Origin of the sequence: Kitasatospora sp. Root107 (assembly GCF_001424875.1) — a bacterium.
In the GTDB taxonomy this organism is placed as follows: domain Bacteria; phylum Actinomycetota; class Actinomycetes; order Streptomycetales; family Streptomycetaceae; genus Kitasatospora.
Genome location: NZ_LMCT01000014.1, coordinates 138,092 through 155,030, shown reverse-complemented (window position 1 = coordinate 155,030; position 16,939 = coordinate 138,092). Strand labels below are relative to the sequence as shown.

Annotated in this window: 13 protein-coding genes; 5 read left to right on the top strand and 8 right to left on the bottom strand. The window is 73.1% G+C overall.

The features are described from left to right. Window positions 1–200: 200 nt before the first annotated feature. Window positions 201–566 carry a DUF3499 domain-containing protein gene (locus tag ASC99_RS16070; RefSeq protein WP_057232590.1) on the bottom strand — a complete coding sequence of 122 codons (366 nt, stop codon included), beginning with the start codon at window positions 564–566 and terminating at the stop codon, window positions 201–203. Between the two features lie 130 nt (window positions 567–696). Here ASC99_RS16070 and ASC99_RS16065 point away from each other — a divergent pair, with 130 nt between their 5' ends. Next, window positions 697–1,146 carry a metallopeptidase family protein gene (locus ASC99_RS16065; RefSeq protein WP_082598369.1) on the top strand — a complete coding sequence of 150 codons (450 nt, stop codon included), beginning with the start codon at window positions 697–699 and terminating at the stop codon, window positions 1,144–1,146. Between the two features lie 106 nt (window positions 1,147–1,252). Here ASC99_RS16065 and ASC99_RS16060 read toward each other — a convergent pair whose 3' ends face one another. The 3 genes from ASC99_RS16060 to ASC99_RS16050 all read right to left on the bottom strand — a co-directional run bounded on the left by ASC99_RS16060 (window position 1,253) and on the right by ASC99_RS16050 (window position 7,165). Next, window positions 1,253–2,881, bottom strand: coding sequence for a DUF5719 family protein (locus tag ASC99_RS16060; RefSeq protein ID WP_057232585.1), 1,629 nt, complete (start codon window positions 2,879–2,881; stop codon window positions 1,253–1,255). A 9-nt stretch (window positions 2,882–2,890) separates the two neighbouring features. Beyond that, window positions 2,891–6,685 carry a glycosyltransferase family 2 protein gene (locus ASC99_RS16055; protein ID WP_057232583.1) on the bottom strand — a complete coding sequence of 1,265 codons (3,795 nt, stop codon included), beginning with the start codon at window positions 6,683–6,685 and terminating at the stop codon, window positions 2,891–2,893. Between the two features lie 207 nt (window positions 6,686–6,892). Beyond that, window positions 6,893–7,165, bottom strand: a complete 273-nt coding sequence (locus tag ASC99_RS16050) for a WhiB family transcriptional regulator (RefSeq protein ID WP_057232581.1) — start codon at window positions 7,163–7,165, stop codon at window positions 6,893–6,895. 671 nt (window positions 7,166–7,836) lie between these two features. On the opposite strand from ASC99_RS16050, the gene ASC99_RS16045 reads away from it, so the two are divergent. The 3 genes from ASC99_RS16045 to ASC99_RS16035 are packed head-to-tail and all read left to right on the top strand — an operon-like array spanning window position 7,837 to window position 10,724. Continuing rightward, window positions 7,837–8,430: a cysteine dioxygenase family protein gene (locus ASC99_RS16045; RefSeq protein WP_235502470.1), complete on the top strand. Its 594-nt coding sequence runs from the start codon at window positions 7,837–7,839 to the stop codon at window positions 8,428–8,430. 48 nt (window positions 8,431–8,478) lie between these two features. Further along, window positions 8,479–9,438, top strand: a complete 960-nt coding sequence (gene cofD, locus ASC99_RS16040) for a 2-phospho-L-lactate transferase (protein ID WP_057232579.1) — start codon at window positions 8,479–8,481, stop codon at window positions 9,436–9,438. After that, window positions 9,435–10,724, top strand: a complete 1,290-nt coding sequence (locus tag ASC99_RS16035; protein ID WP_057232578.1) for a coenzyme F420-0:L-glutamate ligase — start codon at window positions 9,435–9,437, stop codon at window positions 10,722–10,724. Before cofD ends, ASC99_RS16035 begins: the two co-directional genes overlap by 4 nt. Before the next feature lie 108 nt (window positions 10,725–10,832). Here ASC99_RS16035 and ASC99_RS16030 read toward each other — a convergent pair whose 3' ends face one another. From ASC99_RS16030 to ASC99_RS16015, 4 genes are all read right to left on the bottom strand, one after another. Next, window positions 10,833–11,741 carry a DNA-3-methyladenine glycosylase gene (locus tag ASC99_RS16030; protein ID WP_057232575.1) on the bottom strand — a complete coding sequence of 303 codons (909 nt, stop codon included), beginning with the start codon at window positions 11,739–11,741 and terminating at the stop codon, window positions 10,833–10,835. Window positions 11,742–11,820: 79 nt separating this feature from the next. Next, window positions 11,821–13,530: an LCP family protein gene (locus ASC99_RS16025; protein WP_057232573.1), complete on the bottom strand. Its 1,710-nt coding sequence runs from the start codon at window positions 13,528–13,530 to the stop codon at window positions 11,821–11,823. Between the two features lie 144 nt (window positions 13,531–13,674). After that, the gene (locus ASC99_RS16020) at window positions 13,675–14,955 is read right to left on the bottom strand and encodes an LCP family protein (RefSeq protein ID WP_082598367.1); all 1,281 of its coding nucleotides are present in this window, start codon (window positions 14,953–14,955) and stop codon (window positions 13,675–13,677) included. Between the two features lie 37 nt (window positions 14,956–14,992). After that, complete coding sequence (locus ASC99_RS16015; RefSeq protein WP_057232571.1) at window positions 14,993–15,784, bottom strand: TIGR03089 family protein; 792 nt, start codon at window positions 15,782–15,784, stop codon at window positions 14,993–14,995. A gap of 101 nt (window positions 15,785–15,885) precedes the next feature. Here ASC99_RS16015 and ASC99_RS16010 point away from each other — a divergent pair, with 101 nt between their 5' ends. Next, window positions 15,886–16,932 carry a peptidoglycan recognition protein gene (locus ASC99_RS16010; protein ID WP_057232568.1) on the top strand — a complete coding sequence of 349 codons (1,047 nt, stop codon included), beginning with the start codon at window positions 15,886–15,888 and terminating at the stop codon, window positions 16,930–16,932. Window positions 16,933–16,939: the final 7 nt, after the last annotated feature.

The following is a 16,939-nucleotide window of genomic DNA, read 5'->3' as shown; positions in this document are numbered from 1 at the left end:
GCCGACGCACCCACCACCCGCACGAACGCCGCACCCAACGCGAACGACAACGACTCGTCCCACTGATCCGGCACCACACCACGCACGTCGTACGCCTTCACCAGCTGCTTCAAGTCCCGCACTGCCACTCCACACCTGTTGGGTCCTCAGAGGAGGGCAGCGTACCCGCAGGTGATGACCGGTTCGGTGCTCGGACGGTCTCAGTTGTCGGGCGAGCGGAGCACCCGCAGGTGGCCGCGACGGCCTGCCTCGGTGGGGTCGGGCTCGGGCAACCGGGTCTGACGGGGCGTCTGGGGGCGGGCGGCCTCGCGGACTGCGTTGGCCAGCGCCTCCAGGTCGTCGCTCGAGCGCCTCAGCGGGCCGACGTCGGCGGCCAGCCGGACCACGTCCCAGCCGCGCGGGGCGGTCAGACGCTCGGCGTGCACGGCGCACAGGTCGTAGCAGTGCGGCTCGGCGTACGTCGCGAGCGGGCCGAGGACGGCGGTGGAGTCCGCGTAGACGTACGTCAGCGTCGCGACGGCCGGTCGGCCGCACGCGGTCCGCGAACAACGGCGTACAGAGCTCACGAGGGTGGACGGTACCGCACTCCTGACCAGGCCGCGAAGACCCTCCCCCGCCGAGTGTCACGTGTCGCCGACATGGGCCCGGCCTGGGTGGTCCACTTCCGGGCTGCCAAGGGCTACGCTCGACACTGATATGGACAGCTCCGCACCCCAATCACCGGCCGAGCCGCCTAGGCGCCGCAGGCACCGTGACCGGCACGGCCGCGGCCTGCGAGGGCCGCTGGCGCCTCCACAGGTGCCCATCTCGCTCACCAGGTCCGAGCTGTTCGACGACTACGTGCGCGAGTCGGTGGAACGGCTGGAGCGGCGGTGGCCGCAGCTGGTCGACGTGGAGTTCGCCGTGCAGGAGGTGCCGGTCGCCGAGGCGGGGGCGCCGGTGCTGGAGGCCGTACCGCTCGGGCGGGTGATCGCGGCTGCACAGGGGCGGAAGAGCCGGATCATCGTCTACCGGCGGCCGGTGGAGATCCGGGTGAAGAGTCGGGACGACCGGGCTGCGCTGGTGCACGAGATCCTGATCGAGCAGGTCGCGGATCTGTTGGGGCTGTCGCCGGATGCGATTGATCCTCGGTACGACGAGGAGTAGCGGGGGCTCGGGTTCACTGCGAAAGTGCCTGACCGCCTACGCACGGATCACCTTTTCCGAGGTTGGCGTCGCAGTTCCCCGAGCCCCTGGTGGTGCAACCTTGCCGCTAGCGGAGCAGGATGGCCGGGTCGGGGGCTGCGTGGGGGACGGTGACGGTGCCGTGGTCGTCGCGGATGGACTGGATGGTGAACATCGGGACGTCCTTGACGGGGATCGCGAGCATTCGGGCCGCTGCCACGGGGCCGCCGGAGACGGTCTCCACGGTGAGGCCGAAGAAGCCGTTGAGGCCGGTCGGTTCGGGGGCCGGGAGGGCGACGGTGGCGCCGGCCGCGATCTCGATCTCCTTGCTGACGGGGTCGCCTGCGGTGCTGCCGGCCGAGCTGGTGACCTTGACCTTGGCGGCGTCGCCGGTGGAGGTCAGGAGGAGGGTGGTGACGCCGCCGCCCCGGTTGTCGGCGAGGCTGCCGCGCTTGTCGACCGGGGTTGCGCCGGTGATCCAGGCGGCGTCGGACTTGCCGTTCTGGGTCCGGTCGACCCGGATGGTGGCGATGACCGGGGTGGGGTGGGCGGGGTCGGACGGGCTGAGGCGCAGGGCGCCGGGCTCGCTACGGGTGATCTGGCCGAGGTCTACCGCGGTGACCATGCCCGCCTTGACGTGGACGGTCTCGAACCCGGCCGGGGTGAACCAGCCGTTCTTGCCGGAGACCTGGACCTTGAGGTCGGCGTCGTCCTCACCCGGGGCGGCCACCACCAGGTGGGCGGTGTTGGCGTCGCCGATCAGACCGGGGAGCACCTGGGTCGGTGCGGGGGTGGCGGAGGCGGGCACCCAGTCGGCGCCCTTGTTGCCCTCGGCCGCGTGCAGCCCGGCCCCGACCCGGCCGCTGCGGGCCACCACGTGGACGGCCAGGTCCTTCTGATCCTTGATCAGGGAGGCAAGCCGGAGGGCCTGTGAGGTGCCGGGGCCGAGCGCGATGCCGTTGGCGGCCTCGACCTCGATCGGGCCCTTGTCGCCGTAGAACTTGAGGTCGACCACGGCTCCGACCGACTCGGCGTTGACCAGGCTGACGTAGTCCACCCGGTCCCCCGCCGTGCTGGCGCCGGAGAACCAGAAGCTGGTGTCCGAGGGGGTGCAGTCGATGCCGGAGAGGCCCAGGCTCTGCTGGTCGGTGACCGTGGTGGTCTGGCTGACGGCGAAGCCGGGGGCGAAGGAGCCGGTGCCGGTCGCGCTGGTGCCGGGGGCGACATCGCCGTTCTGAGCCGCTCCGGAGACCGGCGTGCCGACCTTGGCGAGCGCGACCCTGGCGCCGCTGGGAGCGACGTCGGCCGGGTTGACGCTCGGCGCGGCCGAGGGGCTCGCGGCCGGGGGGCTCGCGGCCGGGGCCGGGGCGTCGGCGGCCGGTGTGCGCGGGGCGACGTCGACCAGCGCGCCGTACCCGCCGGTGGCGGTGCCGCCCTGCGGGGTGAAGAGCGTGAGCTGGGTGGTGCCGGTGAGGTTCTGGATCGGCTGCGGGCAGACCTTGACGGTGCGTTCGACCTGCGCGGAGGTCGCGCTGCCGGTCACCGCGCCGACCGGGTCCACCGGCGGGCGCAGCTCGGCGATGCCGAACACCACGCCGAGCGCGACGGCCCCGGCGAGCAGGGAGGTGCCGGTGCGGCTGCCGCCGAGCGCCTTCAGGTCGGGCGCCTTGAGGCTGGGTGCCTTGATATTGGGGGTCTTGAGCGTGGGCTTCTTCATGACGGTGGGTCAGCTCCCCGATCCGTGCCGGTACGGCTGGCCGTATGGGTCGTTGGGGTTGTTGGGGTCGTAGTACGGCTCCTGCTGCGGCTGCTCCGGCATCCAGGCCTGCTGGTCGGTCTGCTGCTGGGCCTGCGGCTGCTGCTGCTCGTACCCCTGGTACTGCTGCTGGTCGTAACCCGCGTACTGGTCGTAGCCGTACTGCGGCTGCTGCTCGTAGCCGTACGGGGCGGCAGGCTGCTGCGGGACGGCGTACTGGTCCCAGCTGTACGGGTCGGCCTGCTGGTACGGGTCCTGGTAGTGCTCGGCCGGGGGCCCGGGCGCCGGGTCCGGTTCGGTGGCGGACTGCTGCGGGACGGCGGCGTAGACGCCGGTCGAAGGCTCGGTCTCGTCGGCCTCGCCCTCGCCGCGTTCGGCGAGCCGGCGGGCCCGGCGGCTGCCGGGGACGGGTGCCTGGGCCTGGGCGGCGGCGGCCAGCGCGGCGGCGGCCACCACCTCCTCGGGCAGGTCGTCGTCGTTGTGGTTGCGGCGGCCGGGCAGGGCGAGCACCAGGACGGTGGCGCCGAGCAGGAGTTGGGCCCAGATCCAGCCGGTGTGCAGCGAGCCGGGCTTGCGGGTGACGTCCAGTCGGCCGCCGGTGGCGGGGAGCTTGAAGCCCTGCGCCCAGCCGTCCAGGGTGACCGGCTCCAGGGCGGTGCCGCCCAGGGTGGCGGTCCACTTGGGGTCGGCCTGCTCGGCGAGCCGCAGGACCCGGCCCGCAGGTCCGGCCGGGAGCTCGCCGTGGATGTCGTCCACGTCGGACGGGAAGGGCTTGGCGGCGCCCTGGTCGTCGACGATCACGGCCCGGGTGGCGGGGGCGCCGGTGACCTGCCAGAGCGCGATGCCGTTCTCCTGGCTGAGCTTGGTCAGGCCGGGGGTGGTGTCCAGGACGTCCCGGACCTTGGGGATCAGCGGGTCCTTGACCTCGACGTAGCCGATGCCCTGTCCGGCCAGCTCCTTGGCCTGCTCGCCGCCGGAGCCGGCCAGCAGTCGGCCGACCAGGCCGGTCAGCCGGCCCTTCGGGTCGTCGGCGGCGTCCACCGTGCCCTCGGCCTGACCGAGGGTCAGGCCGGCGCCGCGGACCAGCGCGTAGCGGACGGCGGCGGCCTGGGCGTCACCGCTGATCACCAGGGTGCGGGAGCGGTCGGTGGTGCCGGCCTCCTCCGCGATGAAGGCGGGGACCTGGTCGGCCTCGGTCCGGCGGAGCGGACCCTGGGCGCCGGTGACGGCCCACCAGACGGCGGTGCCGACCGGGGCGAGTACGGCGGCGGCCAGCACCAGGGCGGCGACCGGCTGGCGCCAGCCGAAGGCGATCCCGGCGACCCGGGTGTTGGCGCCGTCGGCGCCGATCGCGGCGGCGGCCAGCAGGGCGACGCCGGTCAGCAGGGTGGCGGGCCCGGCCCAGGCGGCCACCGGGGCGCCGCCGGAGGCGGGGGTGACGGCAGTGCCGGCCACCGCGACGGTGAAGATCAACCCGGCGGCGGCGGCGCCCCAGGCGGCCAGCACGGCGCGGCGGCGGTCGGCCCGGAGCAGCGCGGCGAGTGCCGCGAGCACCACACCGGCGGAGAGCCAGACCGGCGGGACCCCGGCGCCGCCGGGGTTGGCCAGGATCAGGCCGAGCGCCTCGGGGGCCGTGCCGTTGAGACCGGGCAGGCCCGCTTCGAGCAGCAGCCGGGAGGGGTGGCTGAGCACCTGGAGCGACCAGGGAGCGAGCACCAGCACGGGAGCACCGAGGATCACCAGGACGCGCAGGCCGAGCAGGCGCAGCGCCTCGCCGCCGATGCCGTAGGCCCCGCCGCGGAGCACCGCGTGGGTGAGCGCGGCCAGGCAGAGCGGGACGGCGATGGCCCAGGTGAGCGGGACGAAGGCGGTGCAGACGGTGAGCATCAGCACGGTCATCCAGCTGGACCGCCAGCCGGGGCGGGCGCCCTTGGCGGCGGTCTCGGCGCGGATGCCGAGACCGGCGCTGATCGCGGCGGCCCTGGCCAGCGGCGGCAGCAGCACCGCGAGTACGGCGGTGCCGATCCGGCCCTGGGCGAGCGCGCCGGTGGCGGCGGGCAGCAGGGCGTACCCGGCGCTGGCCCAGGCGCGGACCAGCTTGGACTCGATCAGCGGGCGGGAGACCAGGTAGGCGCTGACCGCCGCGAGCGGGATGGCCAGCACCAGCAGCAGGCCGACCGCGAGGTCGGCGTTGCCGAAGGTGAGTCCGGAGAGCGCGGCGAGCACGACCAGGTACGGCGGTGCGGTGGCGGTGGAGCCGCTACCGACCGGGTGCCAGCCGTCGGCGTACATCGACCAGAGACCTGACGCCCCGTCGGAGGCGGGCAGCAGGGCGCCGCCGAGCAGGTGGCCGCTGCCGAGCAGGTCGCGGCAGGCGATCAGGGCGAAGATCAGCAGGGTGGTGAAGAGCAGCGGGGCGGGGCGCCTGGCCAGCTTCTTGAGCAGGGTGAACTGCTCGACCACCAGGTCGTCGGCGTCCTCGTCACCGGGGCCGGACTCGACCGAGCCGTGCCGGCCCGCACCGGAGTCGTCGCCGCCGCCGATGCCGAGCGAGCCGATCATGCCCTCGATGGCGAGCCGGGCGGTCGCGCCGGGCGCCGGGAAGAGGGTGCGGTCGTCCAGTGCGTCCCCGGCCCTGGTCCTGGCCCGGCGTTTGCGGGCCAGCAACAGCCGGGGCAGCCGGATCAGTTCGTGGCCGAGCCCGGCGAGCTCGTCGAAGGCCTGTTTGGGGTCCTTGCCGATCACGTTGACCAGCACCCGGAACAGCGTGCCGAGCACCAGCCGGAGCAGCACGTACGGGAAGAGCAGGCCCTTGGAGTTGGCCAGCAGGGTGTAGACCGCGCCGGCCTTGTCGACCCGGTGCGGGTGGGCGGCGCCGCAGTCGATCGCGCGGCGCTCGCGGCTGGCCGCCTCGGCGTGCCGGAGCACGGCGTCGGGGGCGACCACCACCCGGTGGCCGGCCGCGTTGACCCGCCAGCAGAAGTCGGTGTCGTCCCGCATCAGCGGCAGTGCCTTGTCGAAGCCGCCGAGCTCCTCGAAGACGTCGCGGCGGACCAGCATGCCCGCGGTGGAGACGGCGAGCACCGGGCGGACCTGGTCGTGCTGGCCCTGGTCCTGCTCGCGGCGGTCCAGGCCGGTCCAACGGCGGCCGGAGCGGGCGATGGTGACGCCCACTTCGAGCAGCTGGCGACGGTCGTACCAGCTGCGCAGCTTGGGGCCGACCACGGCGGCGGTCGGGGTGGAGTCGGCGACCTGGAGCAGCCGGCGCAGGGCGTCGGTCTGCGGCTCGCAGTCGTCGTGCAGCAGCCAGAGCCACTCGACCGGCCGGGTCTCGCGCGGGCCGCCCCGGCCGAGGTCGTCCTCGGCGCCGAGCGGGTCGCCGAAGTCGTCCCAGCCGCCGGTGACCGGGTCGTAGCCGGACGGGTCGAGGCTGTACGGGAGGTCCTCGGGGCGCAGCGGCGGGCTGTTGAAGACGGCCTGGCCGACGGCGTTGCCGAAGCCGGAGCGGCGGCCGAGGATCAGCGGCCCGCTCTCGGGCAGCCAGTCACCGAGGGTGTCCTGGAGCAGCTGCGGCGAGGTGTCGGTGGAGCCGGTGTCCACGGCGAGGATCCGCTGCACCTGCCGGTCCTGGCCGAGCAGCCCGGCGAGGGCCTGCGGGAGCCAGCGGGCACCGTCGTGCGAGACGATCACGGCGGTGACCAGGTGGCGCGGGTACGCGGGCGGCCGGGTCGCGGAGAAGCCGCTCTGGTGGCTGTAGACGGTCATCGAGCAGTGGGCCCCAAGCTTCTCAGTGGACGCGGCCGAGAACGGCGAAGTCAGGTGGCGCACCACACTAACGGCTCCGGGTGGCGGGCTTGCGCCCGGAGTGTGCGCAGAAGGCCCTCCGGCGGTTGGGGGGAATGCGAAAGCGCCCCACCGTCGTCGGTGAGGCGCTGCACAGAAGCTGGTGCGGGACCAGCGATGACGGCCCGGTCAGACCGCGCTCTTCTTGAGCCGACGGCGCTCGCGCTCGGAGAGGCCGCCCCAGATACCGAAGCGCTCGTCGTTGGCCAGGGCGTACTCGAGGCACTCGGACCTGACCTCGCAGGAGAGGCAGACCTTCTTCGCCTCGCGGGTGGAGCCGCCCTTCTCCGGGAAGAAGGACTCCGGGTCGGTCTGAGCGCACAGCGCGCGCTCCTGCCAACCGAGTTCCTCTTCGTCCTCTTCGATGCCCTCACCGATCAACAGCTCAAAGAGCTCGCTCATCTGGCGCGCCTCCTCTGCCCCTTTTGGCGTCCCCGTGGTGTTGCCGTTGCCTGGAGCGGCGGAACGACACGAGTGAAATTACATGTGCGTCACTCTGGCCCAGTCAAGCCGAGCTCTGGTATTGGGCCAAGGATTCACTCCCCGGAACCAAGGCACTACGATTAGTGTACATATCCGGACATCTCGGATCTACCGCCCTGATGGGCCTCAACCCGCCGGAACCACCCACCGTCTGACAGGCAGTCAACCTGACCCACCGTCGCCCCGACCACCCCCCGAACGGGGGACGCCGGAACGGATCGCGCTGGTTGCCCGGTCACCGGCTGCCTTCCCGGCGATCTTCGCATCGAAACATAGAGGGTGATTTATCACCCCATCCGGTAGTTCAGGAGTGATCTGCCCTGAATGTCCCAGAGTTGGCTTGACACTCGCCCCCCTCCTGCGGTCTCCTTGCACGCATGTCAGAGTTCGCCACCTCCCGGAGCCGCCGCCAGGCGCAGCTCCGTGCTGCCGCGAGCTCGCTCTGTTGTCGCCTCTGTTCCTGTATCTAGGCGCTCGCGTCCCACCGCGCGCCGCCCAGGAACATCGAGGCCGCCCGCGCGACAGAGTCCCCCTGAATCCCGCGGCCCGGCTGAATCCCCCGCCGACCAGCCGCTCCGAGGATTCCTCCCATGCGAATGCCCCGCCTCCGCAAGCGCAACCGAGACCGCGCCAAGCACCTCCCCGTCGCCGTCGTACCGGCCCCCCGCTGGACGGACGGTCTGAGCGACGTCTCCATCGCCGGTGACCCGCTGGCCTTCCCGCATCTGGCCCGCACCGACCTGCCCCAGCACGCCAGCACCGTGGCCGACTACGCCCGGCTGGTCCGCGAGATCGCCACCGACCGCTCCCGCTGGGAGCCGCTGGTCCGCTACGACGCACTCACCCGCTGGTACGCCCGACTGGAGACCGGCCCCGGCTACGAGGTCTGGCTGCTCAGCTGGCTGCCCGGCCAGAGCAGCGGCTTCCACGACCACGGCCAGTCCTCCGGCGTCATGACGGTGCTTCAGGGCGAGCTGGTCGAGCGCTCCCTCACGCACGCCGGTGAGGGCACCCGCCCGCTCCGCCCCGGTGGTCAGCGGGTGTTCTCGGCCGGCTACCTGCACGAGGTGGTCAACGCCTCGCTGGAGCCCGCCGTGTCGATCCACCTGTACTCGCCCGGCCTGGTCGAGATGAACCAGTACGGCGCCTCGGTCGCCCCCGAGACCCGGGTGGAGTCGCACTGAGGCCGGGCCCCGGCCCGCTGTCACCGGCCCGCCTGGCAGGATGAGCGCATGCGCATCGTGGCACTGGCAGGCGGGATCGGTGGAGCGCGTTTCCTGCGCGGACTCCGTGAGCTGACCGGCCCTCAGGACGAGATCACCGTCATCGGCAACACCGGCGACGACATCCACCTCTTCGGTCTCAAGGTCTGTCCCGACCTGGACACCGTGATGTACACCCTCGGCGGTGGCATCCACGAGGAACAGGGCTGGGGCCGGGCCGACGAGACCTGGTCGGTCAAGGAGGAGCTGAAGGCGTACGGCGTCGGGCCCGAGTGGTTCGGCCTCGGCGACCGGGACTTCGCCACCCATATCGTGCGGACCCAGATGCTCGGCGCGGGCTACCCGCTCAGCGCCGTCACCGAGGCGCTCTGCGACCGCTGGCAGCCCGGGGTCAGGCTGCTGCCGATGACCGACGACCGGGTCGAGACCCACGTCCGGATCACCGACGAGGCCGGCCCTCGGGTGGTGCACTTCCAGGAGTACTGGGTCAAGCTGCACGCCGCCGTGGCCGCCGAGGCGATCATCCCGGTCGGCGCCGACACCGCCAAGCCCGCCCCCGGCGTGCTGGAGGCGATCGCCGCGGCGGACGTGATCCTGCTCCCGCCGTCCAACCCGGTGGTCTCGATCGGCACCATCCTGGCCGTCCCCGGCATCCGACAGGCCGTCAGCGCCGCAGCCGCTCCCGTGGTCGGACTCTCCCCGATCATCGGCGGGGCCCCGGTACGCGGCATGGCCGACAAGGTGCTGGCGGCGGTCGGCGTCGAGGCGACCGCCGCCGCGGTGGCGCTGCACTACGGTGCCGACCTGCTCGACGGGTGGCTGGTGGACACCACCGACGCCGACGCCGTGGCGGCGGTCGAGGCCGCCGGGATCGCCTGCCGGGCGGTCCCGCTGCTGATGACCGACGTGCCGGCCACCGCCGAGATGGCCCGGGCCGCGATGGGGCTGGCCGAGCAGGTCCGGTCGTGATCTCGGTCCTGCCGGTGGCGGGGCTGCCGGAGATCACGGCCGGCACCGACCTGGCCGAACTGATCGCCAAGGCCGGGACCTTCGAGGACGGCGACATCCTGCTGGTCACCTCGAAGATCGTCAGCAAGGCCGAGGGCCGGCTGCTGCACGCCGCCGACCGGGAGGCGGCGATCGACGCCGAGACCGTCCGGGTGGTGGCCCGGCGCGGCCCGGCCCGGATCGTCGAGAACCGCAACGGCCTGGTGATGGCGGCAGCCGGCGTGGACGCCTCCAACACCGCCCCCGGCACCGTGCTGTTGCTGCCGGTCGACCCGGACGCCTCCGCACGCGCCCTGCGGGCCCGGCTCCAGCAGCTGACCGGCCGTCGGCTGGCCGTGCTGGTCACCGACACCTTCGGCCGGCCCTGGCGCACCGGTCTGACCGACGTGGCGATCGGCGCCGCCGGACTGGCCGTCCTCGACGACCACCGGGGACGGCAGGACAGCCACGGCAACGAACTCGCCCTCACCGTCACCGCCACCGCCGACGAACTGGCCGCCGCCGGTGACCTGGTGAAGGGCAAGACCAGCGGCGTACCCGTCGCCGTCGTACGCGGCCTGGGCACCCTGGTGACGGCCGAGGACGGCGAGGGCGTCCGCCCGCTGATCCGCCCGGCCGCCGACGACATGTTCCGGCTCGGCACCTCCGAGGCGCTCCGGCAGGCCGTCACGCTGCGGCGGACCGTCCGGTCGTTCACCGGTGAGCCGGTCGACCCGGCCGCCGTCCGGCGTGCGGTGGCCGCCGCCGTCACCGCGCCGGCGCCGCACCACACCACGCCCTGGCGGTTCGTCCTGCTGGAGACCCCCGGGGTCCGTACCCGGCTGCTCGACGCGATGCTCGCCGCCTGGCAGCGGGACCTGCGCGAGCTGGACGGCTGGGACGACGCGAAGGTGGCCCGGCGGACCGCCCGGGGCAACGTGCTGCGGGATGCGCCGTACCTGGTGGTCCCTTGTCTGGTGATGGACGGTTCGCACGACTATCCGGACGCTCGGCGGGCTGCGGCCGAACGGGAGATGTTCACGGTGGCGATCGGGGCGGCCGTGCAGAACCTGTTGGTGACGCTGACCGGGGAGGGGTACGGGTCTGCGTGGGTGTCGTCGACGATGTTCTGCCGGGACACCGTGCGTGGTGTGCTCGACCTGCCGGACGGGTGGGACCCGATGGGGGCGGTTGCCGTCGGGCGGCCTGCGGTGGCTGCTTCGGAGCGTCAGGTGCGGTCGGCTGACGCCTTTCTGGTGACCCGTTAGGTACTGGTATCCACCTGCAAAGTGCCTGACCATGCACGCGGGTGTGACCTTTTCAGAGGTTGGCGTCGCCGTTCCCCGAGCCCCTGGCGTGTGCCACCTCGGCAGTGCTCACCGGTGTCGGTGGTCTTCCGGGGTGAGGCGGGGGCCGTAGCGGGGGGCTCGGGTGCCGGTCAGGGTGAGGAGGCGGCAGAGGCGGTGGCGGTGGCCCGGGTAGGGGGCGAGGAGGGCGAGCATCTGGGCGTCGTCGCTGCGGGGGCGGCCTGCGAGGGCCCAGCCGACCAGGTTGGGGAGGTGGTAGTCGCCGACCGAGACCGCGTCGGGGTCGCCGTTGCTGCGCTGCAGCGTCTCTGCGGCAGTCCAGTGGCCGATGCCGGGCACGGTGGTCAGCCGGGCGAAGGCCTCCTCGTGCGGGAAGGCCGAGGCCTCCTCCAGCCGGGGGGCCAGCCGGGCGGCCCGGACCACGGTGGCGGCGCGCCTGGGGTCGACGCCCGCCCGGTGCCACTCCCAGCTCGGGATCAGTGCCCACTCCCGGGCGGACGGCGCCACCCGCAGGCCGGTGACCGGGCCGGGTGCGGGGGTGCCGAAGTCCCGGAGCAGCGTGCGCCAGGCGCGGTAGGCCTCGTCGGTGGTGACCTTCTGTTCCAGGATCGAGGGGATCAGCGACTCCAGGACCAGCCCGGTCCTGACCAGCCGGACGCCCGCGTGGGTGCGCTGCGCCTCGCGCAGCGGCCCCGGTGGCAGCACCAGTCCTGACGGGTCGTCATGCTCGCCCAGCAGCGTCGGCAGCCGCTCCAGCAGCCAGTCCGCACCGGGGCCCCAGGCCTGGCCCTCGACCTCGCCGGACCGGACGGAGAGCCGGAGCGTACCGATCCCGCCCGGTGTCCGGGAGGCCCGCCAGATCGCGCCGTCGGGGTCCGTCCGGTAGGCCGGGTCAGCAGGTCCGTGCCGTAGCGGCAGCAGCGTCCGCCCGAGGTCCAGCGGGAACCCCGGCCGCCACCGTCGTACCGCGCCAGGCATCTCGCACCACCTCTCCGAGCTGCACCCTACGCCGGTCGGCAGGTGCGGACCCGAGCTCGCGGCACGGGCCCGGATCCGGTCACTTGGCGCACAGGTTCTCGTCGTCGGCCTGCACCCGCTGGAGTTCCTTGGGTGCCTCGGTGGGCACCGGCGCGGCCGGCTTGCCCAGCGTGGTGAAGTCCTTGCCGAGCACAACCTGCAGCGAGTCCTTCGTACCGAGCGCGCTGCTCTCCTTGGCCACCTCAACGGGCAGCCCGAGCGCGACCGCCAGGGCGGCGGCCTGGTCGGCCTTGCCGCGCGGGTAGCTGATCGAGCTGGTGGCGACGGCGGTGGCGTCCTTGCCCGGGGTGGCGGCGGTGAAGCCCTTGCCGCCCAGGGCGGTGACGGCCTTGCCGGCCTGGCCACTGGTCCCGGTGCCGTTCCGGACCGTCACCCGGACCGCCGCCGCGTCCACCGGCGGCGCGGTCGGCGCCGGTGCCGGGGCCACCGTGGGCGTCTCGGCCGGTACCTCGGCGGCGGCGCCCGCCACCTCGGTGAGCGAGCGGTCGGCGGCGACCATCGCGAACAGCTGGGCGGCGTCCTTGTCCTTCAGGACCAGCCGGCCCTCGTCCTTGGGGTCGTCCAGCACCGGCACCGTGGTGAAGGTGATGTTCTGGGTGTTCACCTTGGCGAGGTCGAGGGCCAGGTCCTTGAGCTTGTCCACGCTCTTGATCTCGGAGTCCACGGTGAGCGCCTTGGTGGCGGCGTCCGCGAGGTTCCACAGCTTGGTCGGACTGGTCAGGGTGTCGCTGCTCTTGATCTTGCGGATCATCGAGCTGATGAACTGCTGCTGGAGCGGGATCCGGGTCAGGTCCCCGCCGAAGCCCACGGCGTGCCGGGTGCGGACGAAGGCGAGCGCCTCCTCGCCCTGCACCACGTGCTTGCCCTTGGACATCTTCAGGTGCGAGTCCTTGTCGTTGATGTCCTTGGCCGCGCAGACCTCCACCCCGCCGACGGCGGTGGAGAGGGTCTTGACCGCCTCGAAGTCCACCATCACGAAGTGGTCGATGTGAATGTCCGTCATCTTCTCGACGGTCTTCCAGGTGCAGCCCGGGTCCCGGCCGTTCTGCCCCAGGCTGGTGTTGAACATCACCCGGCTCTCGCCCGGGATCTTCTTGCCCGCGGCGGTCTCGCACTCCGGGATCGGCACCATCAGGTCGCGCGGGATGCTCAGCACGGTCGCGTTGCTGCGGTCCTTGGAGATGTGGAACAGCAGGGTGGTGTCGGCGTGGCCCTCGCTGCCCTCGTCGCCGTAGTCGCGCCCCAGACCCTTTCGGCTGTCGGTGCCGATCACCAGGATGTTCAGCGCGCCGGTGGCCGCCTTCGGCCGCTCGGCCTCGCTGCCGACCTTGACGTCGACCGAGGAGAGGTTCCCGTTGAAGTGCTGGTAGGCGTAGTACGCGCCGCCGCAGCCGGCCACCAGCACCAGCGCGGCCACCCCTGCGGTCCACTTGAGGGCCCGTCGGCTGCCGCGCGGCTTCCCCTTGGCCGCCTTCCCACCGTGCGCCTTCCCACCGTGCGCCTGGCGACGGCGGTCGGCCCGGCCGCCGGTCGGCTGCTCGGCCCGCCTCGGGGTCGCGGGCGGCGGCGCGGTCCCGGCCGCCCGGGGGCGGGGCACCTGCGCGGGCACCGCGTCCAGGTCCAGCCGGAACTCGCCCGTGGCCGGGTCGAGCACCCACTGATCGGCCGGATCGACCTCGGGCGGGTTCTGGTCCGCGAGGTCGGCCCTGCGCCGGTGTCCGCTGTTCATCCCGGACACCCTAGACGAGCTTCGGCCATGATCCGGCCGGAGTGTGACCGGCGTCATGGCGGACAACCGCCTTAAAAACGGGCAAAGTTCGCGACTCCCCTGCACCGAATCAGCACATTTCGGCCGGGCCGGGTCAGTGCGGGGTCAGTGCATGGCGCAGGAGTCCTGGTCGGCGGTCCGGCCCTCGAGGGTGGGGCTGGTGGTGGGCAGAGGGGAGGCGGAGGCTGACGGGGCGTCGGGGGACGGGGTCTCCACCGTGGCGTCCTCCGCTCCGGCAGCGCTCGGCCAGGGCGTGTACGCCGGAGCGAACGGCCCGGCGAAGGCGGAGGCCCTGCCGGAAGGTGACGGCGAGGGTGACGGCGAGGGCGAGGGCGTGACCTGGTACGGCTGGACGGTGACCGCCAGGTCCGCCCGGAGGGCGGCGAACAGCTGGTCGGTCTGCGGCTGGACCAGCTGGTCCCGGTCCCAGTTGCCGGGGTAGGGACGGCGCGGGGTGGTCAGGAAGACCACGTTCTCGGTGGGCATCGAGCGCAGGTCCTGGGCCAGGTCGTAGAGCTCGCCGACCCGGCTCAGCCCCTCGTCGGCGGTGATCGCGGAGGTCGCGGCGTCCAGCAGCGGCCACAGCCTGGCCGGGTTGAACAGCACTCCCTGCGACTGCACCTTGCGGATCAGCGAGGCGAGGAACTGCTGCTGACGCCCCATCCGCTGGGTGTCGCTGCCATCGCCCAGGGTCTCCCGGACCCGGACGTAGCCGAGCGCCTGCTCGCCGCCGAGGGTCTGCCGCCCGGCGGCCAGGTCGAGCTGGGCGTCCCTGTCGTGGATCGCCCGGGGCACGCAGACCTCCACCCCGCCGACCGCGTCCACCATCCGCTTGAAGCCGGTGAAGTCCAGGATCAGGTGGTGGTCCACCCGGATGCCGCTGAGCCGCTCCACGGTACGGATCGTGCAGGCCGGGCCACCCGCCTCGAAGGCCCAGTTGAACTGCACGAGGCGGGCCTGGGTCCGTGTCCCGTCCGGGAGTTCACAGGCCGGCACCCGGACCATCGCGTCCCGCGGGATGCTCACCGCCGTCGCGTGCCGCCGGTCCGCCGACAGGTGCAGCAGGATCGTGGTGTCCGAGCGGCGCCCGCCCGCGTAGCCGTACGCGCCGTTCGCCCCGCTGCGGTCGTCGCTGCCGATCAGCAGGATGTTCTCGGCCTCCAACGGCCCCCGGTCGGGCCGTTCGGAGGCGTCGCGCTCCAGCAGCCGGCCGGTGGTGGCGTCGGTCTCGATGTTGCCGTCCAGCTTCCGGTAGCCGATCCAGGCCAGCGCTCCCCCGGCCAGCAGGAAGAAGGCCAGTACGGCGGCGGTGATCAGCAGGAAACGGCGGCGCCCCCCGCCTCGGGAGGTCGGGGGGCGTGCGCGGTCGTCATCGTCCTCGGCCATGACGGAGATGCCTACCCCGGTGGCCGCCCGGCCGGGGTCAGCCCAGGCGCAGAGTCACCCGTTCGGATTCGATCCGCTTCGTCCACTGCTCCTCGGTCAGCTCGCCGGAGTTCCGGCAGAGCACCACCGAGGCGCCGGCGGCCAGCGGGGCGAGCAGCCCGGCCTCCAGGCCGGTCCAGTCGTCGTACCCGAACGTGCTGAGTACGCGGCTGCCCGGCTCGAGACCGAGCCGGAGCGCGCCCTCCCTGGCCAGCGCGACGGTCTGTTCCCCCGTCAGCTTCAGCGGCAGGCCGTCCACCAGCGTCTCCAGCGCGGGGGCCTGCGGGTCCACCGGCGAGTACGGGGCGAACCGGTCGCCCTGGCCCGGCACCTCGGCGGCGTAGTCCAGGAAGCCGTCGGGGCGTTCGGGGAACCGGCCGCCGAGCGGGCGGAGCGCCAGCGCCACCCGCTCGCCGGAGCAGTCCTTGGCGGTGTCCAGACCGTCAGGACCGCTGATCACGATGTCGGCGTCGGCCGGGTCGCCGCCCGGCACCGCCGTCACCCCGACCGACCAGCAGGCGAGCAGCCAGACGGCGCTCTGCCAGTGGGCCGGGAGGAGCAGCGCGGCGCGGGTCTCGGGACCCGCGTTCAGCTCGTCCTGGAGCAGGTTGGCCGTCTTGGCCACCCAGTTGTCGAAGGTCTTGGCGGAGAGTTCCACCCGCTCGCCGGTCGCGTCGTCGTAGAACGTGACCAGGGGGCGGGACGGATCGGCGTCGGGGGCTCCCGCGCGCAGATATGCGTGCAGCAGCTCGGCGGGAGTGCGGGCGTCGGCAGCGAAGGGCGCAGTCATGGTGCAGTCCAGCCTACGACCTTCGGCCTCGCCCGGGGAGGGGAGGTCAACCGGACGAACTGGCGTGGCGTCAGGTCCGTTTTACCCGCAATATCCCTTCTATGCGCCTCTCCTTGCTCGCCGCTGCCGGCTCCCTGCTGCTACTCCCGCAACCCGCCTTCGCCCAGTCCCCCGACGGGGGCGTCACCACCTTCCCGCTGACGGAAAGTCAGCGCGGCCCGGCCGAGCGGAACACCGCCGCGTTCTCGCTGGTCGGAGTGAGCTGGGACGACCCCGGGGCGGTGCTCGACGGCTCCGTCCAGGTGAAGGTCCATTCGGTCGCCGGAGTGTGGAGCGACTGGCACCCGCTGGAGGTCGAGGCGGACGACCGGCCCGACCCCGAGGGCGCCGAGCGGGCCGGCCGGGGTGCCAGCGCGCCGCTCTGGGTCGGGCCCAGCGACGGGGTCGCGGTCCGGGTGTCCGGCAGCCGGCCGCGCGGGCTGCGGGCCGAACTGGTCGACCCCGGCCGGGCGTCCGCCCGGTCACTGCCGGCGGCGGCCCACGAGGGGCCGCGCCCGGGCATCGTCACCCGCTCGGGCTGGGGCGCCGACGAGGGCCTGCGCGAACCCGGCTTCGAGTACACCGGGCCGGTCCGGGCGGTGTTCGTGCACCACACCGACACCGCCAACGACTACGCCTGCTCGGACGCGCCCAAGGTGATCCGGGCGATCTACCAGTACCACGTGAAGAGCAGCGGCTGGCGGGACATCGGCTACAACTTCCTGGTGGACCGCTGCGGCACCGTGTACGAGGGCCGGGCCGGCGGGGTGACCCGGCCCGTGCTCGGCGCCCACACCCTGGGCTTCAACACGAACACCGCCGGGGTCGCCGCGATCGGCCGCTACAGCTCCGACGCCACCCCGCAGGCCCAGGTCGACGGGATCGCCAAGGTCGCCGCCTGGAAGCTCGGCCTGACCGGCCAGGACGCCAACGGCTCGGTCACCCTGACCTCGGCCTCGGACGGCAGCAAGTTCAAGAAGGGCACCAGCGCCACCTTCCGCACCGTCTCCGGCCACCGCGACGCCTTCAACACCGAGTGCCCCGGCAACACCCTCTACCAGCGCCTCCCGGCCATCCGCTCCTGGTCGGCCCACCTGCAGGGGCGCTGACCCCGGG

What these genes read in the sequence shown, in the direction of transcription:
- ASC99_RS16065 (WP_082598369.1), top strand. Translation starts at nt 697, where the DNA reads ATGGACAGCTCCGCACCCCAATCACCGGCCGAGCCGCCTAGGCGCCGC.
- ASC99_RS16060 (WP_057232585.1), bottom strand. Translation starts at nt 2,881, where the DNA reads ATGAAGAAGCCCACGCTCAAGACCCCCAATATCAAGGCACCCAGCCTC.
- ASC99_RS16055 (WP_057232583.1), bottom strand. Translation starts at nt 6,685, where the DNA reads ATGACCGTCTACAGCCACCAGAGCGGCTTCTCCGCGACCCGGCCGCCC.
- ASC99_RS16050 (WP_057232581.1), bottom strand. Translation starts at nt 7,165, where the DNA reads ATGAGCGAGCTCTTTGAGCTGTTGATCGGTGAGGGCATCGAAGAGGAC.
- ASC99_RS16045 (WP_235502470.1), top strand. Translation starts at nt 7,837, where the DNA reads ATGCGAATGCCCCGCCTCCGCAAGCGCAACCGAGACCGCGCCAAGCAC.
- cofD (WP_057232579.1), top strand. Translation starts at nt 8,479, where the DNA reads ATGCGCATCGTGGCACTGGCAGGCGGGATCGGTGGAGCGCGTTTCCTG.
- ASC99_RS16030 (WP_057232575.1), bottom strand. Translation starts at nt 11,741, where the DNA reads ATGCCTGGCGCGGTACGACGGTGGCGGCCGGGGTTCCCGCTGGACCTC.
- ASC99_RS16025 (WP_057232573.1), bottom strand. Translation starts at nt 13,530, where the DNA reads ATGAACAGCGGACACCGGCGCAGGGCCGACCTCGCGGACCAGAACCCG.
- ASC99_RS16020 (WP_082598367.1), bottom strand. Translation starts at nt 14,955, where the DNA reads ATGGCCGAGGACGATGACGACCGCGCACGCCCCCCGACCTCCCGAGGC.
- ASC99_RS16015 (WP_057232571.1), bottom strand. Translation starts at nt 15,784, where the DNA reads ATGACTGCGCCCTTCGCTGCCGACGCCCGCACTCCCGCCGAGCTGCTG.
- ASC99_RS16010 (WP_057232568.1), top strand. Translation starts at nt 15,886, where the DNA reads ATGCGCCTCTCCTTGCTCGCCGCTGCCGGCTCCCTGCTGCTACTCCCG.